Genomic DNA, 25,088 nt, shown 5'->3' with positions numbered 1-25,088 from the left:
CTCATCGTATACAAGATGGAAGCAATTGGCGAGTACTTCGATTGAATTTTTTGAGGGTGAAAGGGGAATGAATCATGACATGGCAACAAACGTATGACCGTTGGAATCAATTCGAAGGGCTCGAGCCGCATTTACGTGCGGAACTTGAAGAACTCGCAAAAAATGAAACCACATTAGAAGATGCATTTTATAAGACGCTCGAGTTTGGAACAGGCGGGATGCGTGGAGAAATCGGACCAGGTGCGAACCGGATGAACGTCTATACGATTCGAAAAGCGTCACAAGGATTTGCTGATTTTATCTCAGCATCAGGGGAAGATGCGAAACGTCACGGCGTCGTCATCGCCCATGACTCACGTCATTTTTCGCCTGAGTTTGCATTAGAAGCGGCGCGGACATTGGCGTCAAACGGAATCAAGACGTATTTGTTCCCAAGTTTGCGAGCCACACCTGAACTGTCGTTTGCCGTTCGTCATTTAAATGCGTTCGGTGGCATCGTGATCACGGCGAGCCACAACCCACCGGAATATAACGGATTCAAGGTATATGGGGCAGACGGAGGACAGCTTCCACCAGCGGAAGCGGATGAACTCGTGACGTACGTCAATGCGATTGAAGACGAGCTGAAAATTCAGATTGAAGATGAAGCGGCGCTCCGACAAACGGGGCTACTCCTCACAGTTGACTCATCAGTCGATGAAGCCTATATGGAGGCGCTCCAGTCGATTCGGATTCATCATGACATACAGGACAGCCCGCTTCGGATTGTCTATTCACCACTCCATGGGACGGGACGCCGTCCGGTCATGGAAGGGCTGAAGGCGTATGGATTTGAGCACGTGACCATCGTAGAAGAGCAGGCAGAGCCAGACGGTGCGTTCCCGACGGTCAGTTATCCGAACCCGGAAGAAAAGGCTGCATTTAAATTAGCGATGGAATACGGGGACCGGGTCGAGGTTGATTTGCTCATGGCGACGGACCCGGATGCAGACCGTGTTGGCTTAACCGTGCGCGGACGGGACGGGGAATGGTTCGTCTTGACCGGTAACCAAACGGGTGCGCTATTAATGGAATACATCCTGTCGCAAAAGAGTGAGACAGGTACGTTACCTTCGAATGGATTTGTCGCCAAGACAATCGTCACGTCTGAACTCGGTGCTGCGATTGCAAAAGCGTACGGCGTACATCTCGAAAACACGTTGACTGGATTCAAGTTCATCGGTGAGAAGATCAAACAATATGAAGAATCAGGCGAATATGAATTCCTCTTTGGGTATGAAGAAAGCTACGGCTATTTGATTGGAGACTTCTGTCGTGATAAAGATGCCGTTCAGGCTTGTTTACTCGCAGCCGAGATGGCAGCTTATCATAAACAGCACGGTCGGACGCTTTATGATGCGTTACAGTCGATTTACGAGAAGTATGGATTCTACGAAGAGTCCTTGCAGTCGATGACGTTAAAAGGAAAAGCTGGTCTCGAGCAAATCGGACGGATGATGGAAGCGTTCCGTGCCAATCCGCCAAAAGAAGTCGGTGGATATGAAGTCGTTCGTTTCGAAGACTATAAGAAACAAGTGGCGACCGACTTACAGTCCGGTAAATCGGAAACGATTGAATTGCCATCATCAAACGTCTTGAAATTCGTCTTTGCGGACGGTTCGTGGTTCTGTCTTCGCCCATCTGGAACCGAGCCGAAAATCAAGTTTTATTTCAGTGTGCATGCGGATCGTGCCGAGAAGACGACTGCAAAACGTGAAGCGATTGAAGCGGATGTTATGAAACAAGCGAAAGCGATTGATTGATGAGGAACATCACTCTAGAAATAGGGTGATGTTTTTTGTTTGACATGAAGACATCGCGCCAGTATGATGAGGATATTGTTTAAAACCGTGTAATCATATAAGGATTATAGGAAAGGCGGAATCATTATGAAAAAGACATTAACGAGCGTACTCGCAATCGGAGCTTCAGTCGGGCTTCTTGCAGCTTGCGGTAACGAAACAGACAGTGGAGCGGACGAAGCGGTCATCACGGTCGGAACAGAGGCGACATACCCACCATTCACGTACAAAGAAAAAGGTGAATTGATGGGATATGATATCGACGTCTTGAACGAAGCGGCAGAACGTGCCGGTTACAAAGTGGAATACGAAGCAATGGACTTCAAAGGACTTGTCCCAGCACTCGATGCTGAGCGTATCGATATGATTGCTAACCAAATGAGCATCACGCCTGAGCGCGAAGAGAAATATGCGTTCTCTGACCCGTACGCTGTGTCAGGAGCTCAAGTCATCGTCGGTTCAGACAACAATGAAATCCAAGGCATTGACGACCTCGATGGAAAAGTAGTCGGATCGACACAAGGTTCGGTCTATGCGCAAATGGCTGAAGAAGCTGGCGCTGAAGTCAAGTTTTATAAAGGGGCGAACCAAGTCCTTCAAGACCTCGAAGTGGGTCGTTTGGACGCGGCCCTCAACGACCGTCTCTTCATCTTGACGGAACTCGAAAAAACAGGCTATGACGTCAAAGCAGTCGGTGACATCTTCAATACAAGTGAAGCTGGATTCATGACACGTCAAGATAGCGACGTGCTAGACAAGTTGAACGATGCGCTCGCAGAGATGAAAGAAGACGGCACGATGAAAGAAATCGGTGAGAAGTACTTCGGTGAGGATATCAGTCAATGAATGAACTGATCACGACCGTCATAGATAACCGCTCGGTCTATCTTGAAGCCGTCCAGCTCACGTTGATCGCCAGTGTCCTGTCGATTCTTCTCGCCTTGGCGCTCGGTCTGATCATCGCTTTACTTCATAGTAGTCCGATTAAAATCGTACGGTTGTTCACACGGACGTACATTTCGTTCTTCCGTGGAACACCGCTCTTACTTCAGTTGCTGATCTTGTATGTCGGGCTCACCGGGTTCGTTCAACTCAGTGGGATGCAGGCGCTCATCTTTGGATTAGGCTTCCACTTCGCTGCCTATATCTCAGAGGCTTTCCGAGCAGCCATCAACTCGGTCGACAAAGGACAAGTGGAGGCGAGTGTCGCGCTCGGTATTCCGAAAATGAAACGCTTCAAAGACATCATTTTCCCGCAGGCGCTCTCACGTGCCATCCCACCTGTCTCGAACTCGGTCATCGACATCATCAAGTCAACGTCACTCGGTTCGGTCATCGCGGTTCAGGAGTTAACGTACGTGTCTGACCAAATTGCGGCCACGACGTATTTAGTCATGCCGTTGCTCTTGTTCTCGGCGTCGATCTACTGGATTTTATCGACCTTGATCCAAGCCGGTCAACACAAACTCGAACGGCGTTACGCGATTCGATAAGAAAAAACCTCGATTCAGACGAATCGAGGTTTTTTGTATACCTTAACGGATGACTTGTTCTGTCTCTCCGTCGAAGAAGTGTGCTTTTGTCATATCGAGTGCGAGTTCAACATCGTCACCCATGTGGATGTTCGAGCGACCGTCAACGCGGGCTGTGAACTGTTGTCCACCGAGTTCAGCGTAGAGGTAAGACTCAGAACCCATGAGCTCAGCGACATCGATGTGCGCTTTGAACGTGTGTGTCGTTGGTGAGTCGATGTAGATTGGCTCATCGTGGATTGATTCCGGACGAATTCCGAGGACGAGCTCTTTTCCGACATAGCCACGATCACGAAGCGTCTTCATTTTTCCTTCTGGTACGTTGACTTCTTCACCGTTCGTGATGAATTTGCCTTCTGCGAGTGTACCGCGGAAGAAGTTCATCGATGGTGAACCGATGAAGCCGGCGACGAAGATGTTATCTGGATGATCATATACTTCTTTCGGCGAACCGACTTGTTGAATGATTCCGTCTTTCAAGATGACGATCCGTGTAGCGAGTGTCATCGCTTCCGTTTGGTCATGGGTAACGTAAATCGTCGTTGTATCCAAGCGGTTGTGCAATTGGATGATCTCTTTACGCATTTGTACACGGAGTTTCGCATCCAAGTTTGAGAGTGGCTCATCCATCAAGAAGACTTTTGCGTCACGGACAATCGCACGACCAATGGCAACACGCTGACGTTGTCCACCTGAGAGCGCTTTTGGTTTACGCTCGAGGTATTCTTCCAAGCCGAGAATGCGGGCAGCGTCTTTTACGCGACGATCGATCTCGTCTTTTGGGAACTTACGGAGCTTCAACCCGAACGCCATGTTGTCGTAGACGCTCATGTGCGGATAAAGTGCGTAGTTTTGGAAGACCATGGCGATATCACGATCTTTAGGAGCGACATCGTTCATTCGTTTCCCGTCAATGATAAAGTCTCCGTTTGAAATCTCTTCAAGTCCTGCGATCATACGAAGTGTTGTCGATTTTCCGCAACCAGACGGTCCGACGAAGACGATGAACTCACGGTCTTTGATGTGTAAGTTGAAATCGCTGACGGCTTTTACGCCACCATCGTAAATTTTATCAATGTGTTCTAAACGAATTTCTGCCATGTCGTTAGCCTCCTAAAGAATCTATGTGTATATAATAGCGCTTACAAGAACGATTATATGATGAAACCGCTTGCATTGAATATGGACAAGTTGCACAAAAACCGTTAATCGGATTTGTGCAACATGACCATGAGTTGAAGGAGGCTAGCGTCATAGAACGTTCGAGCATCGTAACCCGTCGTCTCAAATAGACGATCGAGCCGATAATTTAGCGTGTTTCGATGCATGAACAGTGCTTTGGCGGTATGCGAGACATTCAACGAGTGACGAAACAACGCCTCTAATAATTCGATTGTCGATAAATCGAGCATTTGCATTAACGGGGCAGTGATATACATCCGCTCTTTTAAGTCCTGCTGTTGTAGTAAATAATGGTATAATAATTGACTAGCAGGGTAAGTTTTAGTAGACATACGTGCGTATGGCATGAGTAATTGATGTTGACGATACACATGGGCGAGCGAGCCTTGCGGACGTTCGCTATAGATCGCATGCGCCTCGATGAAACAGTCACTCGCAATGGCGCGCAATACGTCCTCAAACTCCTGAAGATCGACGAATGGATTTTGTTCAATCAGCTCGATATGTCGTGTCGACATCAAGATGACCTCGGCATGCGGCATAAAGTCACGGACGATACTAACGAAGGATTCGAACGCTTCTTCTTCCGCTTCTTGGAGAGAAAGAGAGATGAGCCGAAACGGTTGCTCAAAACGAAACGTTTCATCTTGAAGGGTTGCTTGCCATTTTCGCTGATGGGGATCAGATTGAAGGATTGGCGTCGCCCATAGCGCCAACAGCTTTTGTTCGCGTTCGCTCAGTTCGAACGCGGGGAGTCCGAATAGGGTACCATCTTGCGTCTCGAACCAATCAAGGTCACCAGATGCATCTTCCGACCGATGGACAGCAGTCGGAAAAATCGATTTAATACGATCAAACGTATTCAATACTATCACCTCAACAACAATGTATCATATTTCAGATCGGAGGCTTGCAGTTTGGACGGGTTATTAAAGATTTTACTCATGATATTGATCGGGGCGACCATCGGGGGCGTGACCAACTTTCTCGCCATCAAGATGTTGTTCCGACCACATGAACCGAAATACATCGGTTCATTTCGGATTCCTTTTACACCAGGACTCATTCCGAAACGTCGAGATGAACTGGCATCTAGTCTAGGGAAGACGGTCGTCAAACACTTATTGACACCAGAGGGTATGCGGAAGCGATTGCTAGATGACCAAGTGACGACGCATATTACGCACTTTGCGCAACAAGAGGTTCAGACGATGTTACGCTCGGATAAGACGGTTCGAGAGTTGTTGGAACCTCTCTATCCGAACGCAGAGGCACGATTCCTCACGTTAGCAGATGACAAATTACGTGACGAGTTATCGAGCGTCATGGCTGAAGTGAAAGAACGGAAGCTGTTTGAATTACTTGGAGAAGAAGGGATGGACCGTGTACGAGTAGTCATTCCTGAAGTCGTTGAGGCGCTTCTCGTCAAATCAGAAGAATATTTCTATTCTCCGGAAGGTGAGGCGCAACTTCGTCACATGGTTGACTCATTCGTCCAGCGTCGTCTCGGATTTATCGCAGGGTTCATTCAAAACATGAACTTTGTCGAGATGGTTCGACCAGAAATCGTCAACATCTTACGTGGTCAATCGACCCGTGACGGAATGACGACGATGATTACGCGTGAATTTGAGCGATTCAGTGAGAAGACGGTCGATACGTTAATCGATGACCGACTCGAAGCACGACTCATCGATGGCATCACAGACCAAGTCGTATCTCGTTTGCCAATCGGACAATTATTGAATCGTCCGATATCGTGGTATACACAGTCCGTCGAATCCCGCATTGTCGACGAACTCGTTCCACAAGGTGTCACGCTTGTCATTGAGCGCTTCACGAACCAAATGGAGACAATCATGGACCGATTGAAGATTGATAAGATTGTGCAAGAGCAGGTCCAATCACTCGACACGTCGTACCTCGAAGAGATCGTCTTATCGATTTCGAAACGAGAGTTTCGGGCAATAACATGGCTTGGTGCTCTGTTAGGTGGTATGATTGGGTTGATTCAAGGGTTGATTGCCATCTTGTGATGGCTCTATGCCCTAATAGCATTTAGGAGGACGTTACATGTCACAAACAAACTTGTACGACCAAGCTTACCAATTGGAGAAAGCACTTCGCGATTCTGAAGAGTTCACAACACTCTCTTCTTTATACGATCGTGTCAATGCGGATGCGGAAGCGAACCAGTTGTTCGCTGACTTCCGTAACATCCAAATGACGCTTCAACAAAAGCAGATGCAAGGAGAGGAAATCTCTGAGCAGGAAATGATGGATGCGCAAACGAAAATGATGAACGTTCAACAGAACGAATTGATCATGGAGCTCATGCAAGAAGAGCAACGCATGCACCAACTCGTTACAGAAGTGACGAAAATCATCATGAAACCACTCGAGGAGCTTTATGCCCCGATGGTGAACGAAAACGAAGTTCAATAACAAATGATGTGCGGATGGCTTTAGAGCCATCCGTTTTTTTGTTGATGAGATTGTCACACGCTTTAAGTAAGCGCTTACATAAAGTGGGTTATAATGAAATTGTGACAATAGCGAAAGGGTGAATCAGCATGATCACGGTGATAATCCTTTTAGGGATGATTTTCTTTTTCATAGCAGGATGGTTACGGGCGGATTTAGTGGCATTGATTGGACTTGTTTGCCTCGTGCTCACACAACAATTGACCCCAGGTGAGGCGATGGCTGGTTTCTCCAATCCGGTCGTCTTGATGATTGCTGGACTGTTCGTGGTCGGAGCGGGATTGTTTCATTCTGGTCTGGCGGAACGGTTGGCTTCTTTGCTTGTTCCATACGCGGGAGGGAATGCGACGCGTTTATTCTATCTGTTTATGTTGACGGTGACGCTCTTGTCGAGTGTCATGTCCAATACGGGGACCGTCGCTTTGCTCATTCCTGTTGTGATGGTAATGGCACGAAAAATCCAACAATCTATGGATTCTTATCTCATGCCACTCGCCTTTTTTTCAAGCATCGGTGGAACGATGACACTGATTGGGACACCTCCCAATCTCGTTGCGGCAGAAGCACTCCGCGGCCTCGTGGATGAACCGCTCGGATTCTTTTCATTGTTTCCAATTGGTCTGGTCGTGATGGTGATTGGATTGATCTATTTCCGTCTAATCGGGAATCGCTTACTCCATCAAGAAGGGGCGAAACTGTGGTTGAAGACGGAGATAAGTGAGCCATTGCGTCCAAACGTCTATGTGATGTCGATTGCAAAGAGTCATCCGTTAATTGGGAAACAGTTACGTGACCTTTCATGGTCTCATGAAGGGGTTATAGTCTTGAAGGAACGAGTTCATGGACGGCACCATCATGAGACGGCTCATGCAGACACCGTACTACGTGCGGGGGAATTACTTGTCAGCGGTGAGGAACGGCACGTTCGGAACTTTTCTGAAAAAGAACAGATACCATTTGAACCGATTGAGGCCACCCGTGTAGATGATCAAACCGGAGGGGTTCTCCTGTTCACGGTCCCAGGGGTGAGTCGATTAATCGGGAAGCGTATCGGTGAGAGTCAGTTACGTAATCAATTTCATGTCAATGTCTTAAAAGTCATCCGACCACAAGAAGAGATCGCACACGTGCGATTGACAGACACCCCGTTGAAGCAAGGAGACATGTTGATGGTACAGGGGACATGGGATGATTTAGAGCGGATGGAAAGAGAGACACATGACCTGTTATCAAATGAACGGGTGACCGAGGTAGCCAATCGAGTCGTATCGGGGCGTCATCAGCTTGCAGCAGGCATCATCATGCTCATGTTGTTGCTCATGTTCATATTCGAATGGGTCGATCCGACCGTTGCCGTATGGATGGCTGCGCTAGCGATGGTGTTGAGTGGGGCCGTCCGACAGATGGACGTCGCCTATCAATCTATTCAATGGTCCTCGCTCGTCTTGATTGCGGCCATGATCCCGGTAGGAACGGCGCTTGAAAAGGCGGGAATCATGGGATGGGTCGTTGAATGGATTGAAAGGACGTTTGCCGACTTTGGTCCTATATGGGTACTCGTCGTCTTATTCGTCTCGACCATGCTCCTTAGTCAAATCATCTCGAATACAGCGACCGCTATTTTGTTTGTCCCCTTAGCGATTGCACTCGCCGAATCGATGACTGTCAGTCCGGTTCCATTCGTCGTTGCGGTCGCCATCTCGGCATCACTCGCTTTTATGACCCCGTTCGGATCTCCGACAAATGCGATGGTCTTTAGTATCGGCAACTATCGGTTCATGGATTTTATCAAAGTCGGTGTGCCGTTACAACTCATCACGGGAATCGTAGGAATTTTGATGATTCTCATCCTCTTCCCATTTTGAATAGGAGGTTTGGGGACGAGTATCGAAAATAGACGTATCAGCAAATGAAAGGGCGGGCGATGATGAAAAAATGGATATTGGTTTTCTTCTGTCTCTTTCTTGTGGCATGTGGGAAAGAAGTGGGGACGGAACCAGAACCTGAGATGACGCAGAGCGGGAAGGTGGCCGAAGCGTATCTCGAGGAGCAACAGTACTCGATCGTTTCTTTTGAAGGAGAGCATACGAGTACTTTAACCTTAGAGGAACTGGCAGAGGATCGTGAACGGAACGTTTGGGGACTACAAACCGTATCACCGGATGAATACGTGGGTAAGACCATCTACTACGAAAACTTTACGGTGAAAGATCATCCGATTGGTGAGCAATCTCCCGCCGGTCAGATTGCTGTCTCAGTAATGATCGTGGATGGAAAGGTCATCGGCGGGACATCATTCCCCGTGACAGATGGATCAGGTTTAGGGAACGGATATAGTTTGAGCGGAGAATCGCTTGAGGATATTCACCCCGATCTTCAAGAATGGCAGGATGCGTGGAATAAAAAATATGGTGAATGAAAAAGTAGACCAAGACAATCATTGTCCTGGTCTACTTTTGTTAAGATGCTGTCCCTTTCAATTTACCCGGTAATTTGCAACGCTCGAAGTAGATGAGTTGCCCTCGTCGTACGATACGCGCCCCTTTATGCTCATGTCCAGCAGCACGAAGCATGTCGAGTCCTTGTTGTTTGGCCGACTGATCGTCGTTCGCTTCGAACATTTCATTCAATACGAGCGTGCCATCATTTTCAAATCCTGTCACCGTGTATGTTTCCATTCACACGACCCCCTTTTCTTCATTTTAATGAATGGCCATTCATTCTTCAAGAGAAGGTTTTGTCAGTTCGTCGAATGTCAGCTGTCGTGTCGATTCAGTTCGGGGAATCAAATCGGATACGGTCAATCCGATCAAACGGACGGGCTCGATGACGTTCATCTCGTCGAAAAGACGTCTGGCAAGTCGTCTAATCTCATCATGGTCATGCGTCGGGTGGTTTAATTTGATTTGATGACTCCGAGCCTGAAACTCGCTCGTCTTTATTTTGATGGTGACCGTTTGACAGCTCAAGTCTCGGCGATCGAGCTGACGCAATACGTCCTCCATCTCTGGGATGACCCGTTCGAACACTTCTTCCGGGTCATCGATATCAAATGCGAACGTCGTTTCTGACCCAATCGACTTACGCTCTCGCGTGGCCACGACAGGACGCGTATCACGTCCGTGTGCCAGTTCATATAGTTGTTGCCCACGATCGTGTCCAAAGATGGCTTTCAGTTGCTCAGGACGAGTTTGTTGAAGGTCACCGATCGTATGATAACCACTTTTATAAAGCGTTTGGGCGGTCACTTTTCCGACTCCATGCATGGCTTCGATGGAGAGGGGAGCCAGAAAGGTTGCCACTTCATCAAGCGGAACGACCGTGAGTCCATTTGGTTTCTCATATCCTGAAGCGATTTTCGCGACAAATTTTGACGGTGCGACTCCGGCAGATGCGGTGAGACCGGTGCGACGCTTAATCTCGCCTAATATATACCGGGCGATAAAGGGTCCGGATGTACTCAATAACGAATTCTCCGTCACATCGAGGTAAGCCTCATCGAGCGAGAGTGGTTCGACGAGCGGTGTGACCGACTTAAAAATCTCCATCACGTGTGCGCTGACTTGTCGATAGGCCTGAAACCGTGGTTTGATAAACGTCGCATGGGGACACAAGGCAAAAGCGCGACGTGATGACATCGCGCTGTGTACGCCGTATTTCCTCGCCTCATAGGAACATGTCGCGACGACCCCGCGGCTGTGGGGAGGGCCTCCGACGATGACGGGCTTTCCTCGTAAGTTAGGACGGTCACGCTGTTCGACAGAGGCATAAAATGCGTCCATGTCCACATGAATGATGAGTCGTTCCATAACATCACCTTTCTTGTGTGAATCACTTTTCTTTCATTATACCGAACTTTTGTTCGTTTTTTGAGTTTTTTGTTTTGACCGATGTTTCGTTGAAGTCGTCTGATTCGGAAACTGTAGCAATGACCCGATCCAATTCTTCCGTTTCAGCCACACTTGGATGATGAGCGTGAAGAGAAGAATCATGAGCCAGGCGAATCCATATCCAAGCGGCCATTCCAGTTCAGGCATATTTTTAAAGTTCATTCCCCAAACCGCACCGAATGCAACGACGGGAGTCGTCAGCGCGGTGAAGACGGTTAGTGCCTTCATGATTTCGTTCCCTCGAAAGTTCGACAGGGTGGAGGCGAGATCTGTCATCGCAATCACGTCTTCTTGATAATGATTGATGAGTGTCAGCAATCGATTGACTCGATAATCGGCAAGTTGATACGATTTTAACTGCTGCAAATCGATCGTTAAAAAAGCTTCTCGTCCGGCCATGACAAGCTCCTTATATGGAGTGACCGTATCCGACCACCGTTCAATCTCACTGCGAAGACCAAAAATCTCATTCATGAACGTAGCGGGAACTTGTCCCGTCATTTCACGTTGAGCTGCCATCAAACGTTCTTCAAACTCATCGATACCGTGAAAGTAGTTGTTCATCCGTTCGGCAAGCAACTCATAAAACGCCTCGATTGGAGAATCGCATTGTTTGGCGAAAACGGACTCATGGTGCAAATCATCAAAGCCGATTGTCCATAAAAAATCAGGTCCAATGAAGTAATGTCCAATTTTTTGTGGTTCCCGTTCTAACTGTTCATAGTCGAGTGTGAGTGAACCATACATATATCCATTCTCGACGACAATCTTCGTCACATTTGAGGTCGTCAATTGTTCAAGCCAATACGTATAGGCTTGAGCATATAGCTGATCAACATGAATATAATCTTCCGGTCGTGTATACCAATCCCATTCCATCATCCATTCCTCCAATTCACTATATTGATAGTATTCCCAAATTGTCAGGAATGTTGGCATCTGTCTCAAACTTTCGTTAAGATGAAGGTACTGAACAAGAGAGAGGTGCTTTCATTGACGACAAAAATCGGTCAGCTCAAAGTGGGCGACACGCTAGACCAATATGTCATGATCAAACAATCGTATAAGGGACTTGCCGGGAACGGGAAACCTTATTTAACATTAATCCTTTGCGACGAGAGTGGTGAAATCGAAACGAAATTATGGGATAGTGCCGATACCGAGAAGTATGCGACGAAAAAAATCGTCCATGCGGCAGGGGAAGTGATGGACTATCGGGGGCGCACCCAGTTGAAACTAAAACAAATTTCAATCATCGAGCAGGAAATAGACATCGCACCGTACGTCCGATCGGCTCCGATTCCGAAGTCAGAGCTCGAGACGACGATTCGTGGATTCATCACGTCACTTCAACACGATGAGATTCGCCGTCTTGTCGAGGAAGTCGTCAATCGTCATGAAGAGGCATACTTCACGTATCCGGCTGCCGTTCGACATCATCACGCGGTCTATTCGGGACTGGCATTTCATGTGATGTCGATGTTGAAGCTCGCGGATACGATGTGTGAACTGTATCCATCCTTGAATCGTGATCTTTTGATTGCGGGTGTGATTTTGCATGATTTGGCGAAAGTCATCGAATTGTCTGATGCGATTACGCCAGAATACACACTCGAAGGAAAATTACTCGGTCATTTGTCACTTATGGCATCGGAACTTGAAGTTGTGTCACGGGAACTTGGAACGGACCGCGAAGTGACGACATTGTTGCAACATCTCGTCTTAAGCCATCACGGGAAGCCGGAATGGGGATCTGCGAATGCGCCACAATTACCTGAAGCGGAGATGTTATTCTTCATTGATAATATTGATGCGCGCATGAACATGTTTGAGAAAGCGTATGAAGGGGTCGAGCCCGGAATGTTCACGGAGCGTGTCATGGCGCTCGATAACCGTGCTTTCTATCGCCCGAATTTATAACAGGTGACCAACGAAAAAGGGGTACTCCATTGCTGGAGTGCCCCTTTGTGATTACTGTTCAGTTGATTCTGCTGCAGGTTCTTCTGAAGACTCGTCTGCGTTTTTAATCGCTTCTTTAACAGCGTCAAATTGTTGTTCTGCTTTTGCATCTTTTACGTCAACGTTGTATTTTTCAATCAACTCAGCGTAAATTTTGTTCGCATCGACAGAAGCTGATTTTTCAGCTGCCAATTCTTCACGAATACGATCTTTCTCGTCTTCGAGTTTCAAGTCTTTCTCTTTACGGTCTGTCACTTTGATGACATGGAAACCGAACTGAGATTGAACCGGTTCAGAGATTTTACCAACGACATCTTCTTTGAATGCGTACTCTTCGAATTCAGGTACCATCTTACCAGCAGAGAAGAAACCGAGTTCTCCACCTTGTTCTCCTGAACCAGTATCCGTTGATTTTTCTTTCGCAAGTTCAGCGAAGTCTGCACCGTCATTCAACTCTTTAATGATGTCTTGTGCCTCTTCTTCTGTTTCAACGAGGATGTGGCTAGCTTCCACTTCCACGTTCTCTTTTGCGAACTGTGCTTCGATTTCTTCATCGGTCACATCGACAAGTTTCGATTTCGCAGCGTCAACGAGCATCTGTCCGCGAAGCGCTTCTTTAAACTCTTCCGTACCGCTCATGCCGGCTTGTTGAATCGCTTGTTCGAACTCTTCTTCTGAGTTGAACTGTTCTTCTGTCTTGCTGAACTCTTCATCTACTTTTTCTTGGTCGACTTGGTCACCGTATTCTTTTTCAAGAAGTGCATTCATCGTCTCTTGGAATGCGAGTTGTGGTACCATGCGGTCATAGCTCATATCCGCGATTTCACCGCGTGTGATTTCGCCGCCTTTGTATGTGACGACTGCTGAATTATCTGACTCTCCGCCGCCTGCGTTCGTTGCCGCATACGTACCGCCAGCACCGATAATGAGTGCGATTGCAGATGCACCGACGATTGCGCCAGTTGAGAATTTTTTATCTTGCTTTTTTGGTTCGTTCGTCATTCCGTTTGACATGTATTCCACCCCTAATAATTCTTTAAAGTTTCTAAGTCCGACTATATCACATTTTCCTAATCATGACAGCTGTTCTCTTGTCTGTACAGTATCATAGCACACAATCCTGTCGTATAATGATGAAATAGAATGTGAAATGATGGGGTGAGGGAAGTGTCACTAGAGGAGAAGGTCGAGCATTTAGCCTATCAGATGAAGATCTTACTCGAGATTGTCGATTGGACAGACCGTCCGTTCGAATATGAGGTGATTCGAGCGAATTTGACGAAACAAGAAGTCGAGTCATTTTATCAATTGCTTGAGGAGATTCGGGCGCAGCAAAACGAGCAATTGCGCTACGGATACACGTCCATAGAACCATTGCTCGTCCATTTTGCAGGTATGTTAGATGTGAGACTTGACGTCAAAACGATTCTTGAGGCATGTGTCCGACAAGGAATCGAGTTAGACGTCACAGAACCACTTTATCGGCAGGTCAGGCTTCTTGACTGAGTTCATCCTCATCAGGGCGTCTGCCTGCCTCTTCTGTGATCATTTTTGACGTTTCCGCAAAGATATCCATAAAGTTATCCCCGTACAAGCGACGCACGATAGCCGTCATATCTGTTAAGTCAGGGAACTTTCCATACAGTTCTTGGAGCGGAAGGGAAGCGCGGAATACGCCGTTCCCTTCTGGGTCGAAGGCGTGAATCGTTTCGAGTAATAACGATTCGCCTTCAGGTGTCAATTGAACGTACGTGTTTCGTTTGTCCGTCTCTTTTTTAGAAAACGTAAGTAATCCACGATCTTCTAACTTCTTCGAGAAGTTGAAAGCAGTCGAGACGTGCATGACGCCATATTTCGCAATTTCTGAAATCGATGCACCGCCTAAAGCGTGGGCAATCCATAAGATATGGTGTTCATTGATATTTAAGTCGAACGGTTTGATCCAGTTTTGCCAGTCTTTTTCGACGGTTTTCCACAAAGCTTTACTCAATTGAATGATTTTGTGGCTATAGAGCATGGCCTCAGGGCCAGTGAATTCTTTTTCGTGTTCCATCTCGATCCATCCTTTCCGGATAAAAAGTCAAATGTAATCGACGGACGATGACCTCAAACACTCACTGTGTTTGATTGACGGTTTTGTCAGTCATAGCAGACTGTACGTTCGAGAGTTCCTGAAGGTTCCCTTGGATGCGCTCGACTGAAGGCTGAATGTCTTGTTGATAGCGTTCGACTTCGGCTTTCACTTGGTCAGTCAATTCTTTTCCTTGCAGTTTTCCTGCGGCGGCAAACTGCGATGCATGTTTCGCCACATTCCCAAATTGTTCTTTTAGCGTAGTGATTGTGGATGCTCGATGTTGTTGAGCAGCGGCATCATTTGCAGTTCCTCGCGCCAATTTCTTCACTGTGGCGACTCCTAAAAATGCTAAAACAAAGCCGAAAGCAATCCAATCTCGACGTTGGCGACTCGACAATTCATTCCCCTCCTCAAGCTCGGATAATCAGAATTACATTCTTTTCATATTATTTTACCAAAAAAGAGTGATTAAAAACCTATATCGCAAATAAAATTTTTCAGAACATTCATTTTTGACCGAAAAATCATTTTATTTTAAAATACAGGTAAAGGAAGGTGATCCTCAGTGGAGAAAGCGAAGCGTTGGGTAGATGACATGCTTGACCTGTATCTCGCTGCGAAACGACTGGGAGATGACACTTGGGCCGAATCCATTATAAATACACTAGAGGCGGGATACGAGGCGTCGAAGCAAACGGAACAGGCACGTGAAGAATCGATGCGAGAAAAGCGGATGCTTGAAATAGATGCCCGTCTAACGAAATTACGAAAAGAATTTGAACAAGCGACATCTGTCAAGACGCGTCAACAGCTATACGAAGTGGCAATTAAGCTTCAGGTCGAGCGTGCGCAATTGGAAGAGGAACGAAAACGCCACCGTGATTCAATCAATCAATCATAAATGAGACCCGTCGTCGACGGGTCTCTGTCTGTTTATACGTGGGCATGAATGTTCGATGCAAGGGTAGTGAGTTCTTCCGACGTGAAGGCGCCGTTTTGCGTGATCCACTGCGCACCAAATCCATCCTCGTGTCCAAAGCGCGGAATCAAATGGATATGGAAGTGGTACACCGTTTGTCCGGCAACTTCTTCGGCATTCGATAAGACGTTCATTCCGATGGCACCCGTTTCACGTTGAATCGCTTTGGCGATGGTCGGGACGCGTTTAAAGACATCTGCCGCCACGTCTTCCGGCAATTCATATACGTTTTTCGCATGATGTTTTGGGATGACGAGCGTGTGTCCTTTCGTCACTTGAGAAAGGTCGAGGAAAGCGACGACCGCTTCGTCTTCATATACCCGATAGGATGGGATTTCTTGTTTTGCAATTTTACAAAAGATACAGGTCGGATCTGTATGCATCTTCATTCCTCCATTCTTAAATGTCGTTTCTGTTCCATCATAACACGGAAGTTCGGGCGCAAGAACGATAGGAAGCGAGATGGATTCCTTCTATAATGAAGATAAGTGAGCGCAAAGGAGGTGAGCACATGCCCTATACGAGAAGTAGAAAAAAAGAGCGGAGTCCGAAAGTCTTTCTTTTGATCTCTAGTTTCACGATTCTAGTTGGAGCCATTGTTTTCTATATATATGCATACAAGCCGGCGGCAGAACAAGATAAAATTCACGTCGCATTCAAAGAGGCCTTATTAGAAGAAGACCGTACCTTTTTTGAGGAGAAAGTCGAATATCTTGGAGAACCTTTATCGAGAGCGGAGGCTCTACGATTCATGGGGTGGTTGAACGATGAAAAGTCCATTCGAGGAGAGGCTATCGCAGAAGTTGCGAAAGACCGAGCCAACCGAACGTCGGGTATGGAGGCGGACGGATTATTTCGTTTGATCGACACGGGGGAAGGACGGTATGGCTTTTCTGACTATCGAATTGAACTACTCCCACAACGGATTGATGTGACCTCGGATGTACCATTGACGAATATTTGGATTGATGGACAACAGGTAGGACGGATTGATGAAGCCGATGATACGTTATCGTTTGAACAGATGCCGGGACAATATGATGTCAAAGCGGTAGCGGTGACAAATGGAGAGACGGTCACGGAAACCGAAACGATTCAATTGATATCTTCTAAATCCATTGAGTATGCCCTTATGCCTGAATCGAACGAAGCCATTGCCGGACAATTTGATTTGAAGAGGGCTGAGTTGATTGAAATTGAAGTGGAGGCGCAAACGGGTCACTCACTCGAAACGGTCGATTCTTTAATTGGGCAGTCGAGTCAGCAAGTTCAAGAAACGCTTGGTGAACCGGCTGGAAAGCGTGAAGGAAAATGGGACTATGAGCGATTGGCTGTCACGTTTAAAGATGAGGAAGTGGAATCGATTCGGGTCGACCTCGATAAACGACCGGATGATTTGATTGCCCTCCTCGGTGAACCGAAAGCGAAGTCGGAACACCCACTCGGAACAGAGTGGGATTACGGTCAATCGTTCTTCGAATCATTCTTTACGTTCTTTGGTCTTGAGACCGAGAAACAGTTTATCGAAAAGAACGACGCAATGTATTTACTGATCCAATGAAAAAAGAGGGACATTCCATAATGGAAGCCCCTCCGATACATAATCTTATTTTTTACGCATTGATTTCATAACGAACGATACAATCAAGATTAGGATAATCGCACCGATAAGAGCCGGGATAATCGCGATATCCGCAACGATTGGTCCGAAGTTACCAAAGATAAGTCCACCCAACCATGCACCGATAATCCCCGCAATGATGTTACCAATGATTCCACCTGGTACGTCCTTACCTAAAATTAATCCTGCTAACCAACCGATGATACCCCCGATAATCAAATAAAGAATAAACCCCATCATTCATTTCTCCTTCCTCTTTTTGCCCATTGTTCTTTACAACGATTTTGTGGAACAATGGAAGTATTGATGTTTATTTTAAAATGCCTTACAGTTCAGATTATTCCCATGTGACAACATTTAAAACATATACCACGAAAAAAAGATGAAAATGAAAGGTGTGGTTTTCATGCTGCACGTCGATCGATTGAACGGCGGATATCTCGGTAAACAAGTTTTGCATGACATTTCGTTTGAAGTAAAAAAAGGGGAGCTCGTTGGGTTGATAGGGCTAAATGGAGCTGGAAAATCGACGACGATCAAACACATTTTGGGGTTATTGTCACCCCTCTCCGGAAAAATCGAAATTGATGGTGAGACATTAAATTCTTCTGAAAAGAACTATCGTAAAAAAGTAAGTTACATACCGGAAACACCGATATTGTATGAGACGTTAACCTTGCAAGAACATATTGAATTAATGGGGAAGGCGTACGATGTGAATCCGGAAGAGTTGGCTGCGCGTACGAAACGTTTGGCAAAAGAGATGCGAATGGAAAAACAACTCGCCTGGTTCCCTTCCGTCTTTTCAAAAGGGATGCGTCAAAAAGCGATGATCTTGTGTGCGCTCGTGACGAAAACGCCGCTCTTGATTGTTGATGAACCATTTGTCGGTCTCGACCCACTAGCGATTCGTCAATTGCTTCAGTTGTTTGATGAATATAAACAAGACTGTGCGATTTTAATGTCCACCCATATCCTCGAAACGGCAGAGCGGCACTGCGACCGATTCGTCTTCCTCCATCAAGGAGTCGTCATCGCAAGCGGAACAGCGGCGGAGTTGCGTGACGTGTATCGATTGTCACCTGATGCGACACTTGATGACATATATGTAGAAGCAATCGCGTCGGAGGAACGGTCGTCATGAATCGATTTACAGCAAGGCTCGGGACCTGGATGGAAGAGGTCGTCAAGTACAGTCGCTACGTTGCAAACGGGGGACTGCTGTTCACGCTCTATTTCACCTTGATTTACGGGGCGTTCGTCTACAATAGCTTCTTAGAACGAATCGATGGGACATTCCCCGGGACGTGGATTGCTGCGGCGGTCCTTTTAATCATGCCGCTCGGTCATCGCCCGCGAACATTCGTCCAGGAGGCGGATCAAGTGTTTTTACTTCCAGAGTTAGGAGATATTCGTTCCTATATGATCGGGGTGCGTTTGTTTAATCTTGTTTTTGCTGCACTACGTGGATTGCTCTTCCTGCTCGTTTTACTTCCGCTCCTCGTACGGACAGAGAGTTATTCGAGTATTGAAGTATTATCCTTCGTCGTGACGATGGTCATGTTGTCAGCTGCAGGTCGGTTGGCAAAAGTGGAAGGAGTGCGCGAATGGACAATCCTGCCGTTTGCACTTGGAAGTGGTGTCTTGTTATTGATGAATTGGACACAGTGGGCATGGATCCCCGCATTCGCTCCCTTCATTCTCTTGCATCTGAAGCGTAATGAGCGGATTCCGCTTCTCCATTGGTTGTCACTCGAAGAGAAGAGTCGGGCACAATTTGAACGGGTGATCAGCTGGTTCGTCGATTTGCCGACCTTGAAAGAAGAGGTTCGAGAGCGCCGGCTATTGACTCGGCTTCTAGAAAATCGGGTCCTACGGCGCGTGGACGCTTCACGTTACGTGTACGGACTTCGTATTCTCCGTTCGAACGACTCACTTGATTTAATTCTGCGTTTGACCGTAGTGGCGCTCATTGTCATGTGGATGTCGGGAGGATGGTACGTCGGCTTGGTTACGCCACTCTTTGTAGGTTTGACCGCGTTACAGCTCGTTCCTTTATTTAAACGGTTAGAAGCGATTTCCATCGTTTCCTGGCTACCGATTACACGCGATGAGCGAATCGCAGGGTATTCGTGGTGGGCGATGCGACTGCTCGTCATCCAGTCCGTCGCTCTAGTGATTGCATCTGTCGCTTTCGGTGCCACATGGGATGCGGCGGTCGGGTTGGTCTTGTCTATCTTGGTCACACGCTATTACTTAAGTCGATTAAAATAAAAAGAAGGACATCCTGTGCGGGATGTCCTTCTCACGTGATTAGATTATTTTTTAGGTGACATGACGGATACGCTCGAACCGAGAATCTTCGGGAGGCGTCCTGGTTTCTCAGTTGCTTCTTCGACTTCACCGTATGCTGATACACCATGTTCTGCGATGTCGAGGCCGACATCTTCTTGTTCTTCTGTGACACGGAGTCCGATTGTGACGTCGAGAAGTTTCAAGAAGGCATAACTTCCACCACCGGCGATGACCATCGCGATCAATACACCGAGTGTCTGCACACCGAGCTGTGTCAATCCGCCACCGTAGAAGAGTCCAGCAGAACCGATCCCTGTAATCTCAACGAGTCGAGGAGATGCGAAGAAACCGAGTGCGAGTGTTCCGATGATCCCAGCGACTCCGTGTACGGAGAAGGCGCAGAGCGGGTCATCCACATACTTCGCCATCAAGATGCTCGTTCCGTATGTTGCAACAGATGCGAGTGCACCGATGACGACAGCTGCCCACGGTTCGACGAACGCGCATGCTGCCGTGATGGCAACGAGTGCTCCGAGTACTCCGTTCACGATTGTCGGGATATCTGCCGTCTTCCGATGGAGCATGACGATTGCAAGAGCACCGAGTGCACCGGCTGCTGTGGCGAGCATTGTTGTCAACGCGACGTAACCGAAGAATCCGTCAGCGACCGACATCGTCGAACCGGCGTTGAATCCGAACCAGCAAAGCCAAAGCACGAGTCCACCGACGACCGTCAACACGTGGTTATGACCAGCGAGTGATTCCGTCTTCCGACGTGGTTTCAAGATGATTGTCGCCATGAGCGCTGCCATCCCACCTTGAAGATGAACGACCGCTGATCCGGCGAAGTCTTGCATCCCCATCGATCCAAGCATCCCGCCAGCCCATACTGAGCGAGCGACGATTGGGTAGAGGATGGCAACGAAGAAGATACCGAACAGAACGTAGGCAGAAAGCTTAGCCCGTTCCGCAAATCCACCCCACGCGATGGCAAGGGAAACTGCAACGAATGATAACTGGAATAAGAATTTAATGTCGATGGAGACGTTCGCCCAGTCGAGACTTGTGAATGATCCGCTTAAGAAGAATCCTTCTGTCCCAAACCAAGTCGTCCCGTCACCGAACGAGAGACCGAACCCGACCGCCCAAAAAGCGAGTGCCGCCACAGAGAGGCTGATAATTTGTTTGACCGCGACGTGACCGGCGTTCTTCGCCCGAAGCGTCCCTGTCTCGAGTAATCCGAAACCTAATTGCATCGTCAATACGAGCAATGCAGCGATGAGTACATACAGCGTGTCCATATAATAGAGAATGTCTTCCATGTTCATGCCCTCCTTTTTCTTAGGTGCTTTCCAAAAGTTGACTTCAGTGTAAAACGAAAAATTCATGCTGGATTGCATTTTGTCAGATTATCTGACATAGTTTTTTTATTAAGGAGGCGAGGCTGAATGGACTATAAATCGAAGAAAGTGATCGGGATTGGCGTTGTGACTGAATTGACGGGACTTTCGGAGCGTCAAGTCCGGTATTATGAAGCAAAAGGTCTCGTCTTTCCGGAACGGACAAAAGGTGGTTCACGTAAATATTCTTTCCATGACGTGGAACGTTTGGTCGAAGTGGCGACTAAACTAGAGGATGGATGGCGAATTCAAGATATTAAGGAACGAGAACGACGATTGTCGACAAAACAGCGTGATGATTTGATTCGAGGTCAATTGAATTCTGCCTTCCGAACATTTCCGACAAAAAAATGACACAAAGAAAACACAATGAAAATGCTTCACATTAGCATAATTCTAATTAATTTCTGTATAATGTTTTTGAGTTCACAAACACGAGAATAAAGAGTGTAGGAGAAATTTAGAGGGGAATGACGCGACGTATGAACGATACTATTTTAAAAGCGTTTAAAGGAGAGGCGACAGATTATGTACCTGTATGGTACATGCGCCAAGCCGGACGCTACCAACCGGAATATCGAGAGATTAAAAAGACGAGGTCACTATTCGAGATCACGCATGATCCTGAACTTTGTGCATATGTGACGGAACTTCCGGTGAAACAACTCGGAGTCGACGCGGCCATTCTATATAAAGACATTATGACGCCACTGCCGTCGATGGGAGTCGATGTCGAGATCAAGAGCGGGATTGGACCGGTCATCGATAACCCGTATCGAACGATGGAAGATGTGGAACGCTTAAAACCGTTAAACCCGGAAGATATCTCATACGTCTTCGACACAATCCGTCTACTACGGGAACGACTAGAAGTTCCGCTTATCGGCTTTTCAGGCGCACCGTTCACATTGGCGAGCTATATGATCGAAGGGGGACCGTCGCGGAACTACCATCGTACGAAAGCACTCATGTATGCAGAACCGGATGTATGGAATGCATTGATGGAAAAACTCGGCGACATGGTCATCACGTATGCGAAGGCGCAAGCGGATGCCGGCATTCAAGCGTTCCAATTGTTTGATTCGTGGGTCGGGACGCTCAGTCGCAAAGATTATGCACGTTACATCAAACCGACGACGGAGCGTATTTTTAAAGAACTACGTTCACTCGACATTCCGCTCATCATGCACGGTGTCGGAGCGAGTCATCAAATCGAGGAATGGCACGACCTTCCCCTTGATGTGGTCGGACTTGACTGGCGTCTGTCAGTACAGGAAGCACGGGACCGTGGCATCACAAAGGCGGTTCAAGGAAACTTAGACCCGTCGTTCTTGTTAGCTCCATGGTCGGTCATCGAAGAGAAGGTAAAGGAAATTTTAGATGAAGGAATGAAACAGCCAGGTTACGTCTTCAACTTGGGACATGGGGTGTTCCCTGAAGTCGACCCGGCCGTACTCGTCAAATTGACGGCATTCATTCACGACTACTCACGCGAAAAAATGGGAGGCAACGAATCATGAAAACAGTCGGACTACTTGTCATGGCGTACGGCACACCGTACAAACCAGAAGATATCGAGCGGTATTACACGCACATTCGCTACGGACGCAAACCGTCACCGGAAGCACTTCAAGATTTGACGGAACGTTACGAAGCGATTGGTGGAGTATCTCCACTCGCAAAAATCACGATCGATCAAGCGGAGACGCTTCGTGACATCTTGAACGAGCGTCATGTAGGTGAAATCGAGTTCAAACTGTATATCGGATTGAAGCATATCGAACCGTTCGTAGAAGACGCGGTCGCACAAATGGCGAACGACGGCATCAAAGAGGCGGTGTCGGTTGTCTTAGCACCTCATTACTCATCATATAGCGTCAAATCATACAACGGACGTGCTCATGAAGAAGCAGCGAAGTATGGCATCGACATTCGTTCGGTAGAGTCGTGGTATGATGAGCCGAAGTTTATCAAATGGTGGGCGAATGCGATCAACGATACGTATGCGTCATTGCCTGTACCGGCTGAAAAGACATGTCTCATCGTTTCAGCGCATAGTCTCCCTGAGAAAATCTTGGCTGGTGGCGACCCGTATCCGGATCAGTTGAAAGAAACAGCTGATAAAATTGCCATTGAAACAGGCGTCCCGCATTATGAGATTGGTTGGCAGTCAGAAGGAAACACGCCGGACCCATGGATCGGACCAGACGTCCAAGACCTAACGGCTGAACTTTATGAAAAGCATGGCTACGAGGCGTTCGTCTATACGCCGGTTGGCTTTGTTGCAGACCATCTCGAAGTATTGTTCGATAACGACGTCGAGTGTAAGGTTGTCTGTGACCGCCTCGGTGTTCACTACGCACGTCCAGCTATGCCAAATGCAGAGCGAAGCTTCATCGAAGCCATCGCGGATCGAATGGAAAGCGTGATTGTGCATCATGCGTAAATTCACGATTGTCGGTGGTGGGATCACAGGTCTCACCGCCGCTTTTTATGCGGAGCGTTATTTGCCGGAAGACGTGACCATCACGTTGCTCGAGGCGACCGATCGCCTCGGAGGAAAGATTGATACGTATGAGACGGGCGAGTTTGCGGTGGAGCGTGGTCCGGACTCGTATGTCTTTCGAAAGACTGCGATGACGGAATTGATTGAGGACGTCGGCTTAGGCGATGAACTTGTCCGCAATGGAGTCGGTCAGGCTTACGTCCTTCATCATGACGGGCTCCATCCGATTCCGAAGCAGACGGTGATGGGGATCCCGCTCGATGTCAATGCGTTTCGTGAGACGACGTTGCTTTCCGAAGAAGAGCACGAGGACTTGAAACAGATGTTGCTGTCACCACCGAATGTAAAAGCACCTGATTCGGACGTTTCACTCGGTCTGTACCTTCGTGAACGTGTCGGAGATCCGATTGTCGACCGATTGATTGAACCGCTACTCTCTGGTATCTATGCCGGGGACATCGATCAAATGAGTGCGATGTCGACATTCCCACAGTTCATCGAGGGAGAAAAGAAATACGGGAACTTGTATGAAGGGATGCGACACTTACGTCCTGAACAACGAGTCGCGGAAGTCGGGGCGAAGAAGGTTGGTCAGTTCGCCTCGTTGAAACGTGGACTCAAATCACTGACGGACCGCTTGGCAGAACGGTTGGACCGAACTGAAATCGTATTAAACTGTTCCGTTGAACAAGTATCCGAGCGTGAGGACGGGTACCGCCTCTTCACGAATCGCGGAGACATCGATACAGACCATCTGGTTTTGACGGTCCCACCGCGTCTCATACGTCAGTTCCTCCCGAAAGTCGATAGTGACTTCTTAGCGGATATGAAGCCGCATGCGACGGCGACGTGCTCACTTGTCTTCAAAAAAGAAGATATTGAGCTTCCTTTTGTCGGGACAGGTTTCGTGACGAGTCAAGAAGCAGATGTGACCATTACTGCGTGTACGTTCATCGACCAAAAATGGCCGCATGCGGTGCCTGAAGGATATCACGTTCTTCGTGTCTTTTTAGGGCGCCCCGGGGCAGATGATATCGTTGAAGCATCTGACAAAGAAATCATCGAGACGGCATTACACGATCTTCAAGGCCTGATGCGCATCCATCGTGAGCCGATTCAAACCGTCGTCAGTAGACTCCGTGATGGGCTGCCTCCTTATGCAGTCTTTCATGCGGACCGCGTAAAAGCACTTCGGGCCGAGATGAGCCGGGTATACCCAGGCGTCATTCTCGCCGGAATCGCCTATGACGGAATTGGGATGCCGGACTGTGTGAAGAGTATTCGGGAACAAGTGAAGGCATTGCGTGAAAAAAATTGAGATTTGA

At 47.7% G+C, this 25,088-nt stretch carries 28 protein-coding genes; 17 read left to right on the top strand and 11 right to left on the bottom strand.

Translation table 11 applies throughout. From position 1 onward, the window contains the following. Positions 1-74: 74 nt before the first annotated feature. From KNO79_RS10495 to KNO79_RS10485, 3 genes are all read left to right on the top strand, one after another. On the top strand, positions 75-1,802 hold the full coding sequence (locus tag KNO79_RS10495) for a phospho-sugar mutase (protein ID WP_214691245.1): 1,728 nt from the start codon (positions 75-77) through the stop codon (positions 1,800-1,802). 126 nt (positions 1,803-1,928) lie between these two features. Continuing rightward, entirely contained in the window at positions 1,929-2,687 is a 759-nt protein-coding gene (locus KNO79_RS10490; RefSeq protein WP_196431497.1) for a transporter substrate-binding domain-containing protein, read from the top strand. Beyond that, positions 2,684-3,334, top strand: a complete 651-nt coding sequence (locus KNO79_RS10485; protein WP_074037683.1) for an amino acid ABC transporter permease — start codon at positions 2,684-2,686, stop codon at positions 3,332-3,334. The genes KNO79_RS10490 and KNO79_RS10485 overlap by 4 nt, the downstream gene beginning before the upstream one ends. 42 nt (positions 3,335-3,376) lie before the next feature. On the opposite strand, the gene KNO79_RS10480 is transcribed toward KNO79_RS10485, so the two are convergent. Together KNO79_RS10480 and KNO79_RS10475 are read right to left on the bottom strand one after the other, a co-directional pair. Beyond that, complete coding sequence (locus KNO79_RS10480) at positions 3,377-4,474, bottom strand: ABC transporter ATP-binding protein (RefSeq protein WP_159563604.1); 1,098 nt, start codon at positions 4,472-4,474, stop codon at positions 3,377-3,379. Between the two features lie 104 nt (positions 4,475-4,578). After that, positions 4,579-5,430, bottom strand: coding sequence for a PucR family transcriptional regulator (locus KNO79_RS10475; protein WP_308162641.1), 852 nt, complete (start codon positions 5,428-5,430; stop codon positions 4,579-4,581). Positions 5,431-5,499: 69 nt separating this feature from the next. On the opposite strand from KNO79_RS10475, the gene KNO79_RS10470 reads away from it, so the two are divergent. From KNO79_RS10470 to KNO79_RS10455, 4 genes are all read left to right on the top strand, one after another. Beyond that, positions 5,500-6,591 carry a DUF445 family protein gene (locus KNO79_RS10470; RefSeq protein ID WP_214691285.1) on the top strand — a complete coding sequence of 364 codons (1,092 nt, stop codon included), beginning with the start codon at positions 5,500-5,502 and terminating at the stop codon, positions 6,589-6,591. Positions 6,592-6,628: 37 nt separating this feature from the next. Further along, positions 6,629-7,000: a YlbF family regulator gene (locus tag KNO79_RS10465; RefSeq protein ID WP_015880924.1), complete on the top strand. Its 372-nt coding sequence runs from the start codon at positions 6,629-6,631 to the stop codon at positions 6,998-7,000. A 128-nt stretch (positions 7,001-7,128) separates the two neighbouring features. After that, entirely contained in the window at positions 7,129-8,904 is a 1,776-nt protein-coding gene (locus tag KNO79_RS10460) for an SLC13 family permease (protein WP_196431495.1), read from the top strand. A 62-nt stretch (positions 8,905-8,966) separates the two neighbouring features. Continuing rightward, positions 8,967-9,458, top strand: a complete 492-nt coding sequence (locus KNO79_RS10455) for a hypothetical protein (protein WP_214691243.1) — start codon at positions 8,967-8,969, stop codon at positions 9,456-9,458. Between the two features lie 40 nt (positions 9,459-9,498). On the opposite strand, the gene KNO79_RS10450 is transcribed toward KNO79_RS10455, so the two are convergent. From KNO79_RS10450 to KNO79_RS10440, 3 genes are read right to left on the bottom strand one after another with little or no spacing between them, the layout of a single operon-like run. Next, complete coding sequence (locus KNO79_RS10450) at positions 9,499-9,717, bottom strand: YhzD family protein (protein ID WP_078146414.1); 219 nt, start codon at positions 9,715-9,717, stop codon at positions 9,499-9,501. Positions 9,718-9,756: 39 nt separating this feature from the next. Further along, positions 9,757-10,848: a DNA polymerase IV gene (gene dinB / locus KNO79_RS10445; RefSeq protein ID WP_214691242.1), complete on the bottom strand. Its 1,092-nt coding sequence runs from the start codon at positions 10,846-10,848 to the stop codon at positions 9,757-9,759. A gap of 36 nt (positions 10,849-10,884) precedes the next feature. Next, complete coding sequence (locus KNO79_RS10440; RefSeq protein ID WP_196431492.1) at positions 10,885-11,808, bottom strand: magnesium transporter CorA family protein; 924 nt, start codon at positions 11,806-11,808, stop codon at positions 10,885-10,887. A gap of 81 nt (positions 11,809-11,889) precedes the next feature. On the opposite strand from KNO79_RS10440, the gene KNO79_RS10435 reads away from it, so the two are divergent. Continuing rightward, positions 11,890-12,849 (top strand): HD domain-containing protein, encoded by a 960-nt coding sequence (locus tag KNO79_RS10435; RefSeq protein ID WP_214691241.1) that lies wholly within the window; start codon positions 11,890-11,892, stop codon positions 12,847-12,849. A gap of 51 nt (positions 12,850-12,900) precedes the next feature. Here the strand turns inward: KNO79_RS10435 and KNO79_RS10430 are convergent, their stop codons facing one another. Continuing rightward, positions 12,901-13,902 carry a peptidylprolyl isomerase gene (locus KNO79_RS10430; RefSeq protein ID WP_196431491.1) on the bottom strand — a complete coding sequence of 334 codons (1,002 nt, stop codon included), beginning with the start codon at positions 13,900-13,902 and terminating at the stop codon, positions 12,901-12,903. A gap of 153 nt (positions 13,903-14,055) precedes the next feature. On the opposite strand from KNO79_RS10430, the gene KNO79_RS10425 reads away from it, so the two are divergent. Further along, the gene (locus KNO79_RS10425) at positions 14,056-14,394 is read left to right on the top strand and encodes a DUF1878 family protein (RefSeq protein ID WP_235189241.1); all 339 of its coding nucleotides are present in this window, start codon (positions 14,056-14,058) and stop codon (positions 14,392-14,394) included. Here KNO79_RS10425 and KNO79_RS10420 read toward each other — a convergent pair. Next, on the bottom strand, positions 14,378-14,941 hold the full coding sequence (locus tag KNO79_RS10420) for an HTH-type transcriptional regulator Hpr (RefSeq protein WP_015880933.1): 564 nt from the start codon (positions 14,939-14,941) through the stop codon (positions 14,378-14,380). The two genes, KNO79_RS10425 and KNO79_RS10420, sit on opposite strands and share 17 nt — an antisense overlap. A gap of 61 nt (positions 14,942-15,002) precedes the next feature. Further along, positions 15,003-15,359 carry a hypothetical protein gene (locus KNO79_RS10415; RefSeq protein ID WP_214691240.1) on the bottom strand — a complete coding sequence of 119 codons (357 nt, stop codon included), beginning with the start codon at positions 15,357-15,359 and terminating at the stop codon, positions 15,003-15,005. Between the two features lie 168 nt (positions 15,360-15,527). Between KNO79_RS10415 and KNO79_RS10410 the strand changes: the two genes are divergently transcribed. Continuing rightward, positions 15,528-15,863, top strand: coding sequence for a hypothetical protein (locus tag KNO79_RS10410; protein ID WP_196431490.1), 336 nt, complete (start codon positions 15,528-15,530; stop codon positions 15,861-15,863). 32 nt (positions 15,864-15,895) lie between these two features. Here KNO79_RS10410 and KNO79_RS10405 read toward each other — a convergent pair whose 3' ends face one another. Beyond that, on the bottom strand, positions 15,896-16,324 hold the full coding sequence (locus KNO79_RS10405) for an HIT family protein (protein ID WP_214691239.1): 429 nt from the start codon (positions 16,322-16,324) through the stop codon (positions 15,896-15,898). Positions 16,325-16,452: 128 nt separating this feature from the next. On the opposite strand from KNO79_RS10405, the gene KNO79_RS10400 reads away from it, so the two are divergent. Then, entirely contained in the window at positions 16,453-17,502 is a 1,050-nt protein-coding gene (locus KNO79_RS10400) for a hypothetical protein (RefSeq protein WP_214691238.1), read from the top strand. 45 nt (positions 17,503-17,547) lie between these two features. Here the strand turns inward: KNO79_RS10400 and KNO79_RS10395 are convergent, their stop codons facing one another. After that, positions 17,548-17,799 carry a GlsB/YeaQ/YmgE family stress response membrane protein gene (locus tag KNO79_RS10395; RefSeq protein ID WP_047795606.1) on the bottom strand — a complete coding sequence of 84 codons (252 nt, stop codon included), beginning with the start codon at positions 17,797-17,799 and terminating at the stop codon, positions 17,548-17,550. Positions 17,800-17,968: 169 nt separating this feature from the next. Here KNO79_RS10395 and KNO79_RS10390 point away from each other — a divergent pair, with 169 nt between their 5' ends. Further along, positions 17,969-18,706: an ABC transporter ATP-binding protein gene (locus tag KNO79_RS10390; RefSeq protein WP_159563614.1), complete on the top strand. Its 738-nt coding sequence runs from the start codon at positions 17,969-17,971 to the stop codon at positions 18,704-18,706. Next, a complete protein-coding gene (locus tag KNO79_RS10385; RefSeq protein WP_214691237.1) occupies positions 18,703-19,836 on the top strand; it encodes an ABC transporter permease in 1,134 nt (377 codons plus the stop codon). The genes KNO79_RS10390 and KNO79_RS10385 overlap by 4 nt, the downstream gene beginning before the upstream one ends. A 44-nt stretch (positions 19,837-19,880) precedes the next feature. Here KNO79_RS10385 and KNO79_RS10380 read toward each other — a convergent pair whose 3' ends face one another. Continuing rightward, positions 19,881-21,185, bottom strand: coding sequence for an ammonium transporter (locus KNO79_RS10380; RefSeq protein WP_251125220.1), 1,305 nt, complete (start codon positions 21,183-21,185; stop codon positions 19,881-19,883). Between the two features lie 120 nt (positions 21,186-21,305). Here KNO79_RS10380 and KNO79_RS10375 point away from each other — a divergent pair, with 120 nt between their 5' ends. The 4 genes from KNO79_RS10375 (at position 21,306) to hemG (ending at position 25,081) form a co-directional block, all read left to right on the top strand. Next, positions 21,306-21,611: a MerR family transcriptional regulator gene (locus tag KNO79_RS10375; RefSeq protein WP_031421197.1), complete on the top strand. Its 306-nt coding sequence runs from the start codon at positions 21,306-21,308 to the stop codon at positions 21,609-21,611. A 116-nt stretch (positions 21,612-21,727) separates the two neighbouring features. Beyond that, positions 21,728-22,777, top strand: a complete 1,050-nt coding sequence (hemE, locus tag KNO79_RS10370) for a uroporphyrinogen decarboxylase (protein WP_074037670.1) — start codon at positions 21,728-21,730, stop codon at positions 22,775-22,777. Next, positions 22,774-23,703, top strand: coding sequence for a ferrochelatase (gene hemH, locus KNO79_RS10365; protein ID WP_078146425.1), 930 nt, complete (start codon positions 22,774-22,776; stop codon positions 23,701-23,703). Before hemE ends, hemH begins: the two co-directional genes overlap by 4 nt. After that, positions 23,696-25,081, top strand: a complete 1,386-nt coding sequence (gene hemG / locus KNO79_RS10360) for a protoporphyrinogen oxidase (RefSeq protein ID WP_214691235.1) — start codon at positions 23,696-23,698, stop codon at positions 25,079-25,081. The genes hemH and hemG overlap by 8 nt, the downstream gene beginning before the upstream one ends. Positions 25,082-25,088: the final 7 nt, after the last annotated feature.

This window comes from Exiguobacterium sp. s43 (genome assembly GCF_018617255.1).
Lineage (GTDB): Bacteria > Bacillota > Bacilli > Exiguobacteriales > Exiguobacteriaceae > Exiguobacterium > Exiguobacterium profundum.
This window is presented reverse-complemented; position numbering and strand designations above follow the sequence as displayed.